This is a genomic window from Actinomycetospora sp. C-140, assembly GCF_054796175.1.
In genome coordinates this window covers 14,340-29,987 of record NZ_JBTWNF010000021.1, presented here as the reverse complement: position 1 = coordinate 29,987, position 15,648 = coordinate 14,340, and the positions used below count along the sequence as shown (strand labels likewise).

16 protein-coding genes are annotated in these 15,648 nt (G+C 74.5%); all 16 read right to left on the bottom strand.

Going from position 1 to position 15,648, the window contains the following annotated elements:
- Positions 1–5: 5 nt before the first annotated feature.
- The 16 genes from ACR9E3_RS27410 to ACR9E3_RS27335 all read right to left on the bottom strand — a co-directional run bounded on the left by ACR9E3_RS27410 (position 6) and on the right by ACR9E3_RS27335 (position 15,625).
- A complete protein-coding gene (locus ACR9E3_RS27410; protein ID WP_460383973.1) occupies positions 6–485 on the bottom strand; it encodes a winged helix-turn-helix transcriptional regulator in 480 nt (159 codons plus the stop codon).
- Entirely contained in the window at positions 482–1,525 is a 1,044-nt protein-coding gene (locus tag ACR9E3_RS27405; protein WP_460383972.1) for an LLM class flavin-dependent oxidoreductase, read from the bottom strand. Before ACR9E3_RS27405 ends, ACR9E3_RS27410 begins: the two co-directional genes overlap by 4 nt.
- Positions 1,525–2,037 (bottom strand): SRPBCC family protein, encoded by a 513-nt coding sequence (locus ACR9E3_RS27400; protein ID WP_460383971.1) that lies wholly within the window; start codon positions 2,035–2,037, stop codon positions 1,525–1,527. Before ACR9E3_RS27400 ends, ACR9E3_RS27405 begins: the two co-directional genes overlap by 1 nt.
- A gap of 92 nt (positions 2,038–2,129) precedes the next feature.
- Entirely contained in the window at positions 2,130–2,750 is a 621-nt protein-coding gene (gene pdxT / locus ACR9E3_RS27395; protein WP_460383970.1) for a pyridoxal 5'-phosphate synthase glutaminase subunit PdxT, read from the bottom strand.
- 26 nt (positions 2,751–2,776) lie between these two features.
- Positions 2,777–3,229 (bottom strand): hypothetical protein, encoded by a 453-nt coding sequence (locus tag ACR9E3_RS27390; protein WP_460383968.1) that lies wholly within the window; start codon positions 3,227–3,229, stop codon positions 2,777–2,779.
- A gap of 22 nt (positions 3,230–3,251) precedes the next feature.
- On the bottom strand, positions 3,252–3,827 hold the full coding sequence (locus ACR9E3_RS27385; RefSeq protein ID WP_460383966.1) for a hypothetical protein: 576 nt from the start codon (positions 3,825–3,827) through the stop codon (positions 3,252–3,254).
- Between the two features lie 43 nt (positions 3,828–3,870).
- A complete protein-coding gene (pdxS, locus tag ACR9E3_RS27380; protein WP_460383965.1) occupies positions 3,871–4,773 on the bottom strand; it encodes a pyridoxal 5'-phosphate synthase lyase subunit PdxS in 903 nt (300 codons plus the stop codon).
- A 106-nt stretch (positions 4,774–4,879) separates the two neighbouring features.
- Positions 4,880–5,932: an NUDIX hydrolase gene (locus ACR9E3_RS27375; RefSeq protein WP_460383963.1), complete on the bottom strand. Its 1,053-nt coding sequence runs from the start codon at positions 5,930–5,932 to the stop codon at positions 4,880–4,882.
- Positions 5,929–7,119, bottom strand: a complete 1,191-nt coding sequence (locus tag ACR9E3_RS27370; RefSeq protein ID WP_460383962.1) for a glycosyltransferase family 4 protein — start codon at positions 7,117–7,119, stop codon at positions 5,929–5,931. Before ACR9E3_RS27370 ends, ACR9E3_RS27375 begins: the two co-directional genes overlap by 4 nt.
- A gap of 13 nt (positions 7,120–7,132) precedes the next feature.
- Positions 7,133–7,405, bottom strand: coding sequence for a hypothetical protein (locus ACR9E3_RS27365; protein WP_460383960.1), 273 nt, complete (start codon positions 7,403–7,405; stop codon positions 7,133–7,135).
- A gap of 34 nt (positions 7,406–7,439) precedes the next feature.
- Positions 7,440–8,903, bottom strand: a complete 1,464-nt coding sequence (locus tag ACR9E3_RS27360) for a sugar porter family MFS transporter (protein ID WP_460383959.1) — start codon at positions 8,901–8,903, stop codon at positions 7,440–7,442.
- Positions 8,900–9,877 carry an ROK family glucokinase gene (locus ACR9E3_RS27355; RefSeq protein ID WP_460383958.1) on the bottom strand — a complete coding sequence of 326 codons (978 nt, stop codon included), beginning with the start codon at positions 9,875–9,877 and terminating at the stop codon, positions 8,900–8,902. The genes ACR9E3_RS27360 and ACR9E3_RS27355 overlap by 4 nt, the downstream gene beginning before the upstream one ends.
- Positions 9,874–10,623 (bottom strand): HAD family hydrolase, encoded by a 750-nt coding sequence (locus ACR9E3_RS27350; RefSeq protein ID WP_460383957.1) that lies wholly within the window; start codon positions 10,621–10,623, stop codon positions 9,874–9,876. The genes ACR9E3_RS27355 and ACR9E3_RS27350 overlap by 4 nt, the downstream gene beginning before the upstream one ends.
- Positions 10,620–13,268: a glycoside hydrolase family 65 protein gene (locus tag ACR9E3_RS27345; RefSeq protein WP_460383956.1), complete on the bottom strand. Its 2,649-nt coding sequence runs from the start codon at positions 13,266–13,268 to the stop codon at positions 10,620–10,622. The genes ACR9E3_RS27350 and ACR9E3_RS27345 overlap by 4 nt, the downstream gene beginning before the upstream one ends.
- A 55-nt stretch (positions 13,269–13,323) precedes the next feature.
- Entirely contained in the window at positions 13,324–14,145 is an 822-nt protein-coding gene (gene otsB, locus ACR9E3_RS27340; RefSeq protein WP_460383955.1) for a trehalose-phosphatase, read from the bottom strand.
- Positions 14,146–14,419: 274 nt separating this feature from the next.
- The gene (locus ACR9E3_RS27335; protein WP_460383953.1) at positions 14,420–15,625 is read right to left on the bottom strand and encodes an ROK family transcriptional regulator; all 1,206 of its coding nucleotides are present in this window, start codon (positions 15,623–15,625) and stop codon (positions 14,420–14,422) included.
- Between the last annotated feature and the right edge of the window lie 23 nt (positions 15,626–15,648).

Below are 15,648 nucleotides of genomic sequence, written 5' to 3'. Positions count from 1 at the left end.
CCCGCTCAGTGCGCGGCACCCCGGGCCCCGGGCCCGGGCGTGCTGCGCACCCGGTCCTCCGCGCCCAGGCGGTGGCCGTCCGCGCACTCCGCCACCAGCTCCACCGGCGCCCCGCAGCCCTCGTGGCGCACCACCACCGGCGGCCCGTCGGCACGGTGGCGGTCGCCGTAGGCCATCAGCGCCATGAGCACCGGCCGCAGGTCCCGCCCGGCCTCGGTGAGCCGGTACTCGCGGCGCGTCCGGCGGCCCGGCTCCCGGTACTCCCGCGTCTCGACGAGGCCGGCGTCCGCCAGCACCGCCAGGCGCCGGGCGAGCACGGTGCGGGCGATCCCGAGGTGCGCGACGAGGTCGTCGAAACGGCGCACGCCGTGCAGGAGGTCGCGCACCACGAGCATCGTCCACGGCTCGCCCAGGACGGTCATCGTGCGCGCGATCGAGCACGCGCCGCTCTCGACGTCGCGCCAGCGCAGCGGCGTCTCCGTCATCCGACCTCCTTCATCAGCTCGATCGCGCGCCCCAGCGTGTCCAGCCGCTCGCCGAGGTCCGCGCCCGCCGGGTAGAGCCGCACCGTGGTGATCCCGGCGTCGCGCCAGGCGCGCAGGCGGTCGCGCACGCCGTCCTCGGTGCCGATCAGCGTGGTCGCCGCGACCATCGCCCGCGGCACCGCGGCGGCGGCGTCGTCGCGGCGCCCGTCCCGCCACAGCGCGCCCACCTCGGCCGCGACGTCGGCGAACCCCTGGCGGGCGTAGGCGTCGCGGTAGAAGTTCCGGCTCGCCGAGCCCATCCCGCCGAGGCTGAACGCGAGGCCCGCGCGGCGCGCGTCGAGCATCGCGTCGAGCTCGTCGGGGTCCTCGGCGAACGCCACCTCGGCGCCCTGGCACAGGTCGAGGTCGGCGAGCGTGCGCCCGGCCGCCGCGGCGCCCGCCGCGAGGCGGTCGAGCGAGGTGGCGGCGCCCTCGGGGACGAAGCTCGTCCCGAGCCAGCCGTCGGCGACCTCGCCGGTGAGGTGCAGCATCCGCGGCGAGAGGGTGGCCAGGTAGATCGGGACGGGGTGCTCGGCGCGCACCGACACCCGCATCGGGCGGGCCTCCCCGCCGGGCAGGGGCAGCGTGACGTGGCGCCCGGCGTAGGCGACCTTCTCCCCCGCCATCACCCGCCGCACGACCTCGACGGTCTCGCGCATCCGCCCCAGCGGGTGGGCGAACGGCACCCCGTGCAGCCCCTCGACGACCTGGGGCCCGGAGCTGCCGAGGCCCAGGAGGAAGCGGCCCTCGGCGAGTGTCTGCAGGGTCAGTGCGGTCTGGGCGATCAGAGCCGGGGTGCGGGTGCCGACCTGCACCACGCCGGACCCGAGCAGCATCCGGTCGGTGCGCGCCGCGAGGTAGCCCAGCGGCGACGGCGCGTCGGACCCCCACGCCTCGGCGACCCAGCACACGTCGAGGCCGAGCCGTTCGGCCTCGACCACGAAGTCGACCGTCTCGGCCCACGGCGCGCCGGAGGCCTCGACGGTGGTGGCCGTGCGCATCAGGACTCGGCCCGCTCCTTGATCCCCGCCAGCGTGCGCTCGATGCCCGCCCGGAACTCCCGCAGCCGGCCGGCGACGATCCGCTCCTCCTTGTCGGGCATCCGCTCGATGACCTTCGTCAGGTTCGACGGCCCCGGACCCATCTGCGCCCACTGCCGCAGCTCGGTGCCCTCCCCGACGGGCGTGAGGGTGAACAGCCAGGTCGCGGTGGGGTTGGCGGTGTCCATCACGGCCCACGAGAAGCGCCGTTCCTCGTCGCACTCGACGACGGTCGACACCGTCTCCCACTCCCCCGCCTGCGGGTGGGAGTTCCGGCCGCGGAAGCGGTGGCCCACCGCGGGCGCCTCGCCCTCGGCCGGCCCGTCCGGCGCCGGCAGCCAGTGCGCCTCCTGGAGCTCCTCGGAGGTGTCGGCGACGACCGCGATGTCCCGGACCAGCGGCCACACCCGCGCCGGGGGAGCGGCGATGTGGACCTCGGCCTCGACGGTGGGGCGGTCGGCGTAGCGCGGCATCGGGGCAGCCTACCGGCCTGGGTCCGCCGTCGACACCCAGCACGCACGTGAGCGAACTTCGGGGCTATAGCACCAAAGTTCGCTCACGTACGTCAGCCGGCGGCGGCGTACTCCCGCACCCGGCGCAGGAACAGGTCGTGCAGCCGGGCGTCGCCGGTCTGCTCGGGGTGGAACGCCGTCGCCATCACCGGGCCCTGCCGCACCGCGACGACCTTGCCCGACGCCGGCCCGGGTACGGCGCCGGGCACCCGCGCCAGGACCTCGACCCCGCGACCGGTCGACTCCACCCACGGGGCGCGGATGAACACCGCCCGCACCGGCCCGCCGACGACGCCGGTCACCGCCAGGTCCGTCTCGAACGACTGCACCTGCCGGCCGAAGGCGTTGCGGCGCACCGTGATGTCGAGGGCGCCGAGCTGGTGCTGGTCGGGGCGCCCGTCGATGGCCTCGCGGGCCAGCAGGATCATCCCCGCGCACGACCCGAACGCCGGCATCCCCGCGCGCAGGCGCTCGCGCAGCGGCTCGAGCAGCTCCACGGCCTCGAGGAGCTTCGAGAGGGTCGTCGACTCGCCGCCGGGCAGCACCAGCCCGGCGACCTCGGCGAGCTCCGCGGGCCGGCGCACCGGGCGGGCCTCCGCGCCGCAGGCGCGCAGCGCGTCGAGGTGCTCGGGGACGTTGCCCTGCAGGGCCAGGACGCCGACGGGTGCGGTCACGCCCCCAGTCTAGGAAGGCGGGGTGCTCAGCCGCCGGTGCCGCCGGGGTCGCCGAAGCGGGCGCGGTACTCGTCGAGGTGCTGGGACGCGCACATGCGCTCCTGCTGCTGGCCCTGGGCCTGCGCCATGCACTCGTCGAGCGTGAGCCCCTCGCCGAAGGTCCCGATCCCGAGCAGGCCCGGCACGACCAGCCACGCGCCCACGATGAGACCGATGAGCGCGAGCACGAAGCCGCCGAGGGAGGCGCCGCCGCTGCGCTCGCGGTCGTGGAACGCGCGGCGCGAGCCGACGAAGCCGACGACGAGCCCGACGACGCCGAAGGCCACCCCCAGCCACGCCAGCCAGTCCATGTCCCAGATCAGGCCGGAGAGTCCGGTGCCGACGGCGAGGATGCCGAGGGCGAGCGCGCCGGTGCCGAGGCCGCCGTCACGCTCCCGCGGGTCGACGCTCTCGCGGGCGGGGCGGGAGGCGGACGTCATGGCGGAATCCTGCCACCGCCGCCTACTCGGCAGCGCCCGGGTACCGCTGGTTGAACTCCTGGAGATGCTGCGACTTGCACATGTGCATCTCACGGGCGGTGGTCGACTGGGCCATGCACTGGTCGAGCGTCAGGCCGTCGCCGAACTGTCCGGTGCCGAACAGCGTCGGCCAGACGATGATCGCGCCCGCGACGAGCCCGACGGCCCCGGCGACGAGCCCGCCGAGCGAGGACGCCCCGTCGGTCGCCAGGTTGTGGAAGGCCCGACGGGCGCCGAGGTACCCGGCGACCACAGCGGGCAGGCCCAGGACCACGCCCGCCCAGCCCGTCCAGCAGGTCGCCACGGCGAGCAGCCCGAGCACGAGCGCCGGGGTGCCCATGCCGTTCTTCTTCGCGGGCTCCTCGACGGGCTCCGCGTCCTGGGCCGCCTTCCGGCGCCGCGTCACGGGGGCCGGCGCCGGGGCGGGGGCGGCCGGCTCCGGTCCGACGGCCCGGAGCACGTCGGTGCTCGCCTCGGGGTCGACGTCCTGCGTCCGCGCCGTGGCCGGCCGGTGCATGTCGACCAGCCGGCGTGGGGAGCCGCCGTGCGGGGTGGTCATCGCCCGCATCGTCCCACGCGCCGCGGTGATCGCCGCGTGAGCCTCACCAACCGCGGGTCGCGAGCCGCTCGTGCTCGGGCATGTCGGACGTCGTGCGCCCGACCATCGCCTCGCCCAGGCCCGCCGAGACCTTGGCGATCACGTCCGGGTCGTCGTGGAAGGTCGTCGCCCGCACGATCGCCTCGGCACGCTTGGCCGGGTCGCCGGACTTGAAGATGCCCGAGCCCACGAAGACGCCCTCGGCACCGAGCTGCATCATCATCGCCGCGTCCGCCGGGGTGGCGATGCCGCCAGCGGTGAACAGCACGACCGGCAGCCGGCCCGACTCGGCGACCTCCTGCACGAGCGACACCGGGGCCCGCAGCTCCTTGGCCGCCGCGTAGAGCTCCTGGGTGTCCATCCGCGACAGCGCCCGGATCTCCGAGCGGATCGCGCGCATGTGGCGGGTGGCCTCGACGACGTTGCCGGTGCCGGCCTCGCCCTTCGACCGGATCATCGCCGCGCCCTCCCCCAGGCGGCGCAGGGCCTCGCCGAGGTTGGTCGCGCCGCAGACGAACGGGACGGTGAACGCCCACTTGTCGATGTGGTGGGCCTCGTCGGCCGGGGTGAGCACCTCGGACTCGTCGACGTAGTCGACGCCGATGGACTGCAGCACCTGCGCCTCGACGAAGTGCCCGATGCGGGCCTTCGCCATGACCGGGATCGAGACGGACTCGACGATGCCCGCGACCATGTCCGGGTCGGACATGCGCGCCACGCCGCCCTGCGCGCGGATGTCGGCGGGCACGCGCTCGAGCGCCATCACGGCGACGGCCCCGGCGTCCTCGGCGATCTTCGCCTGCTCCGGCGTGACGACGTCCATGATCACGCCGCCCTTGAGCATGTCGGCGAGACCGCGCTTGACCCCTCCGGTGCCGGTGGCGGGGGCGGTGTCGGGCCTGGTCACGGTGGGTCCTCCGGGTGCAGCACATCGACGGTGACGTCACAACGATCGTACGACCGCCCGCGGCCCGCGTGCCGTGACGCGGTGCACGATCCGGCACGTCGAGGGGTCAGTGGATCGCCAGCGGGGTCCCGCCCGGTTCGAGGGCCTGCGGATCGGCGAGCAGGTCGGGCAGCTGGTGGGGGTGGACGACGTCGAGGGTCACCGCGAGCTCGGCCGGCGTCCACCACCGGTGCCCGCGCACGGTGCGGGACTCGTGCTCGGTGAAGCCGCTCGTGTCGATCCCGCCGGACGGCACGTGCGCGACGTGGAAGAGCTCGCGGCCCGCGTAGGTGGCGCCGCCGGCCTCGAACACCACCTCGCGCACCCAGAGCGGCCCCCGCACCTGCGCGGGCTCGACGTCCAGGCCGGTCTCCTCGGCCAGGGTGCGCGCGACCGCGGCCCGGGGCTCCTCGCCCGGCCGGACCCCGCCGCCGGGGGCGAACCAGAACGACTCCGCGGGCCGCGCCGGGTCGACGCCCTCGAACAGCAGGACCCGCCCGTCGTCGTCGACCACGACCACCCGCACGGCGTCCTGGGCCGCCCGCACCGCCGGCGCCGCGGCGTGGGCGCCGTCCGGGCCCGGCTCGGCGATCTCGAAGTAGCGCGGCACCGGCGCGGTGCCCGCCAGGTGCAGCCAGCGCACCATCCGGCGCCCGCGCAGGGCGCGCGTGTCCCGCACGGCGTCGTTGTGCACCCGGCGGGCCACAGCGACCCGGGCGTTCGCGTCGGCGAGCTCGGCGGCGAGGTCCGCGGGCAGCGCGGCGGTGTCGAGGGGCGCGAGGGCGCGGGTGAGGTCGTTCTCGGCGGCCTCGCGGTCCGGGTCGAGCACGCCGTCCTCGGCCGCGCGGGTCGTGGCGGCGGCGCGGGCGGCCGCGCGCAGGGCCCGCCGGTCGGCGTCGTCCATCGCCACCGGGCCCGCGGTCGCGGCGACGGCGCGGACGACGGCGGCGCGGCGGTCGAGCACGGCGGCGAGCCCGGCGGCGGCGGCGTCGGTGCGCACGTGCAGCCGGTCGAGCCTGCGGGCCCGCGCGATCATCACCGCGGCGGTCACGACGACGAGCAGGAGGACGGCGGTGGCGACGATCGCCACCAGCACGCCGACGGGACCGGGGAGCGTCACGAGGAGGACCGTAGGTCCGCCGCCGGCCGTCGCGCCGCCGGGGTCGACAGGGTCCCGCCGGCGCCGACGCGGCGGGGATCGGCGGCGACGGCGACCTCGTAGACGCGCAGCACGGCGGCCGCGACCACCGACCAGTCGAACGCCGCGACCCGCTCGCGCCCGGCGCGGCGCAGCGCCTCGCGGCGGGCGGGGTCGTCGAGGAGCGCGGCGACCGCGGCGCTCCAGGCCCCGGCGTCCCCGGTGGCGACGGTGACCCCGGCCGGGGGCTCGCCCAGCACCCGGCGGAACGCGTCGATGTCGCTGGCCACGACCGGCGCCCCGGCCGCCATGCCCTCGGCCAGCACGACGCCGAAGCTCTCGCCGCCGGTGTTGGGCGTGGCGAGCAGGTCGACCGACGCCAGCATCGATGCCTTCGTGGCCTCGTCGACGGCGCCGAGCAGGTCGATGCGGTCGGCGAGCCCGGGCCCGGCGAGCTCGCGCAGCTCGTCCTCGTCGCCCCGGCCGACGACGAGCAGGCGCAGGTCCGGGCGCCGGGCCGCGAGCGGGCGCAGGGCCTCGAGCAGCAGGGGCATCCCCTTGCGCGGCTCGGTGTAGCGCCCGACGAAGCCGACCGTGGCGCCGTCCCCGTGGTGGGGGCGCCCGGGCAGCGGCGGCGCGTCGGCAAACGCGCCGACGTCGACGCCGTTGGGGATCTCGACGGCGTCGCCGCCGAGGTGCTCGACGTAGACCTGGCGCGCCAGCGGCGACACCGCGATCCGCGCCGTGACCCGCTCCAGCAGCGGGCGCAGCACGGGCTCGAAGAACGTCATGGTGCGCGAGCGCGGGGTCGACGTGTGGAAGGTGGCGACCACCGGCCCCTCGGCGACGACCAGGGCCAGGAAGCTCAGGCTCGGCGCGGTGGGCTCGTGGACGTGCAGGACGTCGAAGTCGCCGTCCCGCAGCCAGCGGCGGACCCGCGCCAGCGAGACGGGCCCGAACGTCAGGCGGGCGACGGAGCCGTTGTACGGGACGCCGACGGCCTTGCCCGCCCGCGTCACCCCGGCGGGCACCGGCGTCTGCGGACCGGCCGGCGCGAGGACGTCGACGTGGTGACCCAGACCGGTCAGCGCCCGGGCGAGGTCGAGGACGTGGGCCTGGACCCCGCCGGCCACGTCCAGCGAGTACGGACACACGATCCCGATGCGCATGGCGGACGCCAGCCTACTGAGCCCGCGTGAGACTCCTGTGCTGGGCGGGGCGCTCGCCCGCACGGCCGCCGCCGGCGGACCCCGGCGGGCGGCGCACCGCGGTGTCGCGGCGGGAGCGGAACGCGCACGGCCGACCCGGACCGCAAGGGCGGCCCGGGTCGGCCAGGCAGCGCGGAGGGTCCGCACCGCGGCGTGCGCCGATCTCGGCGAGCAGGGCGGCGCGGTCGGAACCCTCGTCGAGGGTCAGTCGGAGGCGGCGGCAGGGCAGGTCGACCAGGAGATCCATGCACCTGATCGTCCTGCCCGCCGCCAGGGGATTCTCAGGCCACCATCTCCTCGAGCTCCTTGCCCTTCGTCTCCTGCACGTACCTCGACACGAAGAAGAAGGACAGGAGGGCGAAGAAGGCATAGAGCCCGTACGCGAACGCCAGGCTGAGGTCGGCCAGCGCCTGGAAGCTCACCGTGATGAGGAAGTTCGCGATCCACTGCGCGGCGGCGGCGACGGACAGCGCCGCGGCTCGCAGCCAGTTCGGGAAGATCTCACCGAGCAGCACCCAGACGACCGGACCCCACGTGACCGCGAAGGACACGACGTAGAGGTTGGCGGCGACGAGGGCGATCGGCCCCCACGGCCCCGGCAGGGTGGGCGACTCCGAGCCGTCGGAGCCGACCGTGAGCACGGACTGCGAGAACGCGATCGCCATGATCGTGAGCGTCACGAACATGCCGGCCGAGCCGCCGAGCAGCATCGGCTTCCGGCCGACCCTGTCGACGATGAGGATCGCGACGACGGTCGACAGCACGTTGATCAGCGCGTTGATCACCGAGGCGAGGAACGAGTCGCTCTCGGAGAACCCGACGGCCTGCCACAGCGTCGTCGAGTAGTAGAAGATCACGTTGATGCCGACGAACTGCTGGAAGACCGACAGCAGGATGCCGACCCAGACGATCGGGCGCAGACCCGCCGCGTGACCGCGCAGGTCGCGCAGGCTGGGCTTCTCCTCGCGGTCCAGCGTCTCGGCGATCTCGCCGACCTTGTGCCGCACCGCCTCGGCGGTCGTCCCCAGGACGTTCGCGAGGACGACACCCGCCTGTTCGAGCTGTCCCTTGGCGACCAGGTAGCGCGGCGACTCCGGGATCCGCAGGGCGAGGACCGCGTAGATGACCGACGGGATGATGCCGACGAGGAACATCCAGCGCCAGGCCTCGAGGCCCAGCCAGAACGTGTTCGCGGCACCGCCGGCCACGCCCGCGAGCAGGGCGTCGGAGAGCAGGGCGACGAAGATGCCGAGCACGATCGCCATCTGCTGCAGCGACGCGAGGCGCCCGCGGATGTGGGCGGGCGCGATCTCGGCGATGTAGGCGGGGGCGATCACCGAGGCGATGCCGATGCCGACGCCGGCGAGGAACCGCCAGATGATGAGGTCCCAGACCGCGAAGGCGAGGCCGGACCCGATCGAGCTGATCGCGAACAGCGCGGCCGCGACGAGCATGACGCGGACGCGGCCGTACCGGTCCGCGACGGGCCCGGCGAACCAGGCGCCCACCGCCGACCCGAGCAGGGCCACGGCCACGGCGAAGCCGGACAGCAGCGGACTGTTCTCGAGGCCGAACTGACTGTTGAGGGCGTCGACGGCGCCGTTGATGACGCTGGAGTCGAAGCCGAACAGGAAGCCGCCCACGGCGGCGACGATGGAGATGAGGATCGCCTTCGCGGTCGTCTTCTCCCGTGAGCCGGGAGCGCCCGGCTGGGACCCTGGTGTGGATCCTGGATCGCTGGTCATCGGTCACTCCCCGGAACGGCACTGTCATCACTGGTCCGGGCCAGGTCGGCGGCACCGACCATCCCGGCTTCCCACCCCATCTCCGCGAGCCGGACCTCCGCGACGGGCCGGTGGCCGCGTCCCGTGAGGTTGGCCCGGAAGGTCTCCTCGACCCGGCCGCGCAGCACCTCGCCCGCGGCGGAGACCCCGCCACCGATGACGAAGAGCGACGGGTCGAGCACCGCCGCGAGCTGGGCGAGGCCCAGCCCGATCCAGCGGCCGATCTCGTCGAAGCAGTGCAGGGCGCCCACGTCGCCCTGCTGGGCCGCGGCGGTCACCATCTCCCCGGTGATCGCCTCGGGGTCTCCCCCGGCCGCCGCGAGCAGGCCGGCCGCGAACGCCGGCGAGTGCCGCGCGATCTCGCGGGCCTCGCCCACGAGAGCCCGCCCGGACCCGTACTGCTCCCAGCAGCCCTGCAGCCCGCAGCCGCACCGGCGGCCGTACGGGACCATGGTGATGTGGCCGATCTCGGCGGCGACACCGAAGCCGCCGCGCAGCAGCCGGCCGTTGGTCACGATCCCGCCGCCGACACCCGTGCCGATCGTGATCGCCACGAGGTCGTCGTGGTCGCGCCCGGCGCCGAAGCGGGACTCCGACCAGGCCACGGCGTTGGCGTCGTTCTCGACCACCACCGGCAGGTCGAGCCGGCCCATCAGCTCGCCGCGCAGGTCCTCGTCGCGCCACGCGAGGTTCGGCGCGAACATCACCTTGGCGCGGTCGGCGTCGACGAACCCCGCCGCGCCGATCCCGACGCCGACGACGTCGTGGTGGCTCGCCAGCTCGCGCACCCCGTCGGCGATGGCCTCGAGCACCAGGTGGGTGTCGGTGGCCGGCGTCTCGCGACGCGTCGACGCGATCAGCTTGCCGGACTCGTCGACCACGCCCGCCGCGATCTTGGTGCCGCCGACGTCGACGCCGACGGTCAACCCGCTCACGAGGTCGTCACCAGCTCGTGCCGGCCGAGCGCGGCGACGTCCACCGTCCCCATGTCGGTGACGACGATGTTCGCGCCCTCGGCGGCCAGCGCGTCGACGTCGTCGGCGCGCGAGACACCGAGGGCGCCGAACCCCCCTGCCTTCGCGGCCTGGATGCCGTTGACCGCGTCCTCGGCGACGAAGGCGTCGGACGGGTCGACGCCGAGCTCCTTCGCCGCCGTCAGGAAGATCTCCGGGTTGGGCTTGCCCTGGGCGAAGTCACGACCGGAGACGTCCACGTCGAAGTAGCCGTGGAGGTTCCCCTCCGCCCCGAACCGGGACAGGTCGACCCGCTCGAGGAAGAGCTTCGCGTTCTTCGACGACGACGCCGCGGCGATCGGGATGCCGGACTTCTTCACGTCCACGACGAACTGCACGGCGTCGTCGTAGGCCGAGAACCGGCCCTCCGAGATCAGCCGGATGATCATCTCCTGCTTGTACTCGCCGTACTCCTGCACCCGGCGGTCGATGTCGGGCACGCCGAAGTACTCGAGGGCCGCGGTGGCCCCGGCCTTGCGCGGCTTGCCCGACATCCGCTCGTGGTAGAGCGCCGGCGTGAACTTCTCGGGCGTGTAGCTCGTCTGCGAGACGATGTCCGACCAGGGGCCCTCCATCAGCTCGCGCAGCGACTCGCGCCAGGCCTCCTCGTGGGGGGAGTCGACGAGGACGCCGTCCACGTCGAAGATCGCTCCTGTAAAGCCGCTCATGCGCCGTTCCCTCCGTCGTCGTGCGCGCCGCTGGTGGTCGAGCTCTGCAGGGGGCCGTCACCATCGGTGGCGGTGGCGGCGGTCTCCGGGGCGGCCGTCACCGCGGCGGGCGCCGTCGACGACGCGACCCGTCCCTCGCGGTCGAGCGACACCGTCCACTCCTGGCCGGCGCCCAGCTCGCGGACCTCGTCGCCGAGCCCGATGCGCACCGGGTGGCTGAAGCCCTCGGACTGCACGGCCACGGTCAGCGACCCGTCGGCGACCGAGACGCGCAGCGAGGTGCCCTGGAAGACCAGCGAGAGCGCGAGCCCGTCGAGGCGCAGCGTGAGCCGCGGGGCGAAGTGCAGGACGCCGTCACGGGCACTGGCACCGAGGTAGGCCCGCTGGAGCAGGTCGAGGGTCCCCGACATGACCCCCATGTGGATGCCTTCCTTGGTGGTGCCGCCCTGCACGTCGCCGATGTCGGACTCGACGGCGACGAGGAAGCGCTCCCAGGAGCTCTCGGGGTCGATGCCGGCGAGCACCGCGGCGTGCGCGACGAGCGAGAGCGTCGAGCCGTGCGAGGTGCGCCGGTCGTAGTAGGCGACGGTGCGGCGGGCGAGGTCGTCGTCGGACGCGATCTCGTCGTAGCCCAGCCGCGAGAGGATCTCGCGCAGCTCGTCCTGGGTGAACAGGAAGAACAGCATGACCGCGTCGGCCTGCTTGGCGAGCTTGTAGTGGTCGGGGTCGTCGCCCTCGGCCTTGAGGATGCGGTCCATCCGCTGGATGTTCCGGTGCCGCGCGCGGTAGCCGTCCCAGTCCAGCTCGGCGAGGGACTCGTAGCCCTCGAACTGGGTGATCACCGGGTGACCGGAGTCGTCGCGGTGGATGGGGACGTCCATCGAGGTGGCCATCTCCGACCAGCGCGCGATCTCGTCGTCGGTGATCCCGAGACGGCTGCGCAGGGCCCGGCGGCGGCTCTTGGGCAGCAGCGCGAGCACCTTGGGCGCGGTCGCGGCGATCCACGCGACCATGACGTTGGTGTAGGCGTTGTTGCGCAGCCCGCCGGCCTCGGCGCCCGGGTAGCGCTCGTGGAACTCGTCGGGGCCCATCACGCCGTGGATCTCGTAGCGCCCGCTGTCCGGGTCCTTGTGCGCGATCGAGGCCCAGAAGCGCGCGATCTCGAGCATGAGCTCGGCGCCGTAGTCGCGCAGGAACTCGAGGTCGTCGGTGGCCTGGTAGTACTGCCAGACGTTGTAGAAGATCGCCGCGTTGACGTGGCGCTGGTTGTGCGAGTGGTCGGGGTCCCACTGGCCCGAGAGCGGGTTGAGGTGGACGACCTGCGTCTCCTCGGTGCCGTCGCTGCCCGACTGCCACGGGAACATCGCCCCGCGGTAGCCGGCCTCGGCCGCCGCCGCACGGGCCTCGGCGAGGCGGCGGTAGCGGTACATCAGCAGCCCGCGGGTGATCTCCGGGAGCCGGTAGTTGAGGAACGGGTAGACGTAGAGCTCGTCCCAGAACACGTGGCCGCGGTAGGCCTCGCCGTTGAGCCCGCGCGCCGGCACGCCGGCGTCGTGGCGGGCCGTGTGCCGCGAGCAGACCTGCAGCACGTGCGCCATGTGGAAGCGCAGCAGCAGCTGGATGCGCGGCTCGGCCGGCACCTCGAGGTCGGCGACGTCCCAGTACTCGTCCCAGGCGTCGACGTGCTCGGCGAGGCAGCCCGCGAAGTCCGGGTAGCGCTCGACGTGCCGGCCGGCCGCGGTGAGCGTCTCGGTGATCGCGTTGTCGTGGCTGGTGAAGAACGACACGATCTTCTCGACCCGCACGGTCTCGCCCTCGGTCAGGTCGAGGTCGAGCACCTGCTGGATGTAGTCGTTCATCTGGTGCAGCGTCCGGGCGGGCTCGATGCGCTCCCAGCCGCGGCCGCGCGCCCGGTAGATCCGCGTCCGGGCGGCCTCGGACACGTAGAGGTTCGACTGCCGCGTCCGCACCTTCAGCGCGATGATCTCCGGCCCGAACGTGCGCGGGGTGACGGGGTCGAGGTGGCGGCCCTCGAGGTCGCGGTAGCGGGCGACCATGGTGTTGTCGACGCGGCCGTCGATCGCGGACACGATCCCGATCCGGCCCGACCAGTTCTCCGCGGTGAGCGTCCACTCCATCGCCGCCTGGTGGCTGTGCGCCATCGACACGAAGCGGCGGCTGCGCAGCGTCGTCTCGCGGCCCGCGCGGTCGCGGAAGCGGAACTCGCGGCTGGCCGTGGCGCTGCGGATGTCGTAGGAGTGCCGGTAGTCCAGCACCTCGACGTTGTCGAGCCGGATGGCCTCCTCGCCCTCGATGCGCAGCTTGAGCACGAGCCAGTTCGGCAGGTTGACGAGGTCCTCGTTGAGCACCGGGCGCCCGCCGAGGATCGTCGTCTCGCGGTTGTAGGCGCCGTGCGCGTACGTGCCCGCGTAGTGCTTCGGCGCGTCGGTGTCCTCCCACTCCGCGGCACCGCGCGTGCAGAAGTAGCCGTTCCCCGTGCTGGTCAGCGCCTCGCGCAGGCCCTCGTCGTCGGGCGCGAAGCCGGTCCAGGTGAGCGTCAGGCCGTCGGCGACGGCGCCGCCGGGCAGGACGGTGCCGTCGCTGCCGGCCGTGGTCGGGTCGGGAACCGTGTCGGTCGCGGTCACGGGGTGCTCCGTACTCCTGGGGGTGCGGACGGGGTGCTCTTCGGGCTCATCGGGCTCATCGGGCGAGGCCGTCGAGGAACCGGCCGACCTCGTCGACGGTCGCCAGCGCGGCGGTCGCCGAGGTCTCACGCGCCGGCGCGTCGGCGGGGTCGATCACGAGGATGCCCAGTCCCGGCTCGCGATGATCATCGCGATCGGCGAGCGCGCGGAAGGCGTCCTCGTCGGTGATGTCGTCGCCGAGGTAGATCGGCACGATGTCCGGGCGGTCGAGGTCGAGGACGCCGATGAGGTGCTCGACGGCCTTGCCCTTGTTCCAGTCGATCTTCGGCTGGATCTCGTGGACGAACTTCCCCGGCGTCACCTTCAGCTGCCCGGGGTGCTCGGCCAGCACCGCCTCCACCAGGGCCTCGACCCGGGGGCGGTCGGCGTCGGCGACGTGGCGGTCGTGCAGGGCGACCGAGGCGTGCTTCGGCTCGACCTGGGTGCCCTCGATCTCCGCGGCCGCGCGCTGCACGCGCTCGGTGACCTCCGCGACGAGGTCCTCCCAGCCCTGCGACGCCTCGTGCACCACCGGGCCGCGGACGGGGTCGTAGATGTCGAAGCCGTGGCTGCCCGCGATGATCAGGTCGTCGAGGCCCATGAGCTCGGCGACCACGGCGCGGTCGCGCCCGGAGACGACGCACACCGAGCAGCGGCCCGCGAGCGACCGCACGATCTCCCGCATCCGATCGGTCATGATCGCGTCCTCGGGACGCGGGACGATCGGCGTCAGCACGCCGTCGTAGTCGAGGAAGACCGCGGGACGGCGGCCGCGCAGGCGCTCGGCCACCGCGTCGGCGTCGAGCGCGTGCGGCAACCGGTCCGCCGTCGTGGTCACGGAGGAGACGGAGCGGACCGGAGCTCGACCGTCGTCTGCTGGCACGGTCACCAGGGCCTCCGCATCTCCGGGCGCCGTTGTCGTGTGATGCGAGCCACAGGCTAGGACGACGCCCGGTTGTCGTCAACGGATGAACACAGCGACACGATCTTCGCGCGCTCCGGAGGTGAGCGCCACGTGAGGTGACCCGTCCGGGGCAACGGCCGCCGGGAGCCCGTCACCGTGCCGTGACGCTCTCCGTCCGGTGTCCGCCCGCCGTGCGCCCGGCGTGTCCTCAGAGGCGGACGCTGCAGTGGTCGAGCGCCAGCGCGAGCGCCCCGAGCACCGGCGCGCGCTCGGCCATCTCGGCGATCACGACCGACGCCGTGCGGGTGGTCCCGGGCAGCGCGGCGGCCTCGAGCGCGGCGTGCAGCGGCGCGAGGAGGAGGTCGCCGGCCTGGGCCAGCTCGCCCCCGACGACGATGCGCCGCGGGGTGAGCACCGTGCACAGGCCGGCGAGCGCGGCGCCGACGTGGTGGCCGGTGTCGGCGAGCACGCGGCGCGCCGGGGCGTGGCCCTCGTGGGCGCGGGCGACGACGTCGGCGACGGTCAGCGGGGCGCCCAGCAACGGCTCGAGCATCGCGGTGACCGTGCGCGTGGAGACCACCGTCTCGAGGCACCCGCGGTGCCCGCAGCGGCAGACCGCGGCGAAGCGGTCGCCCGGCTCGACCGCGACGTGGCCGATCTCGCCCGCCGTCCCGTCGGGCCCCCGGTAGAGCCGCCCCGCCAGCACCATCCCGGCGCCCACACCGTCGGAGAGCTTGAGGAACAGGCCGTCGTCCACGCCGCGCAGCGCGCCCCAGCGCTGCTCGGCGAGGGTGCCGAGCGTGGCGTCGTTGTCGACCCACGTCGGCACGCCCAGGTGCTCGGAGACCCGGCCGGCGACGGGCACGCCCACCCACCCCGGGAGCACGCCGGACGCCCCCACCGCGCCGGTCGCGTGATCGAGCGGCGCCGGCAGGCCGACCACCGCGCCGCGCAGCGCGGCGCGGGCGATGCCGGCCCGGTCGAGGACGCCGTCGAGCAGGCGGGCGGCGGTCGCGAGCCCGTCGACGACGCCGTGGCCGTCGGGGAGGTCGGCGCGGGCCTCCGAGCGCTCCGGCGGCGACGTGTGCCCGGGCGTCGCCGCGGGGTCGGCGACGTCCGCGAGGGCCACCCGCACGTGCCGGTGGCCGAAGTCGATGCCCGCGACCACCCCGGCGCCCCGGACCAGGCGGACGGCCCGCACCCGGCGCCCGGCCCGCACCTCGTCGCCCGCCACGAGCACGCCGGCGGCACCCAGGTCCCGCACGATGTTGGACACCGTCGCCGGCGCCAGCCCGGTGCTCTCGGCGATCTCCGCCTGCGTCGGCGACCCCTCCGCGCGGACGACGTCGAGCACCCGCCGGCGGTTGGCGTCGCGCAGGCCGGTCGGCGAGCCGGGCCGCGACGCCGTGTTCACGAGTTGAATCCTAGACCCCGTTC

What these genes read in the sequence shown, in the direction of transcription:
- ACR9E3_RS27410 (WP_460383973.1), bottom strand. Translation starts at nt 485, where the DNA reads ATGACGGAGACGCCGCTGCGCTGGCGCGACGTCGAGAGCGGCGCGTGC.
- ACR9E3_RS27405 (WP_460383972.1), bottom strand. Translation starts at nt 1,525, where the DNA reads ATGCGCACGGCCACCACCGTCGAGGCCTCCGGCGCGCCGTGGGCCGAG.
- ACR9E3_RS27400 (WP_460383971.1), bottom strand. Translation starts at nt 2,037, where the DNA reads ATGCCGCGCTACGCCGACCGCCCCACCGTCGAGGCCGAGGTCCACATC.
- ACR9E3_RS27390 (WP_460383968.1), bottom strand. Translation starts at nt 3,229, where the DNA reads ATGACGTCCGCCTCCCGCCCCGCCCGCGAGAGCGTCGACCCGCGGGAG.
- ACR9E3_RS27385 (WP_460383966.1), bottom strand. Translation starts at nt 3,827, where the DNA reads ATGACCACCCCGCACGGCGGCTCCCCACGCCGGCTGGTCGACATGCAC.
- ACR9E3_RS27370 (WP_460383962.1), bottom strand. Translation starts at nt 7,119, where the DNA reads ATGCGCATCGGGATCGTGTGTCCGTACTCGCTGGACGTGGCCGGCGGG.
- ACR9E3_RS27365 (WP_460383960.1), bottom strand. Translation starts at nt 7,405, where the DNA reads ATGGATCTCCTGGTCGACCTGCCCTGCCGCCGCCTCCGACTGACCCTC.
- ACR9E3_RS27360 (WP_460383959.1), bottom strand. Translation starts at nt 8,903, where the DNA reads ATGACCAGCGATCCAGGATCCACACCAGGGTCCCAGCCGGGCGCTCCC.
- ACR9E3_RS27350 (WP_460383957.1), bottom strand. Translation starts at nt 10,623, where the DNA reads ATGAGCGGCTTTACAGGAGCGATCTTCGACGTGGACGGCGTCCTCGTC.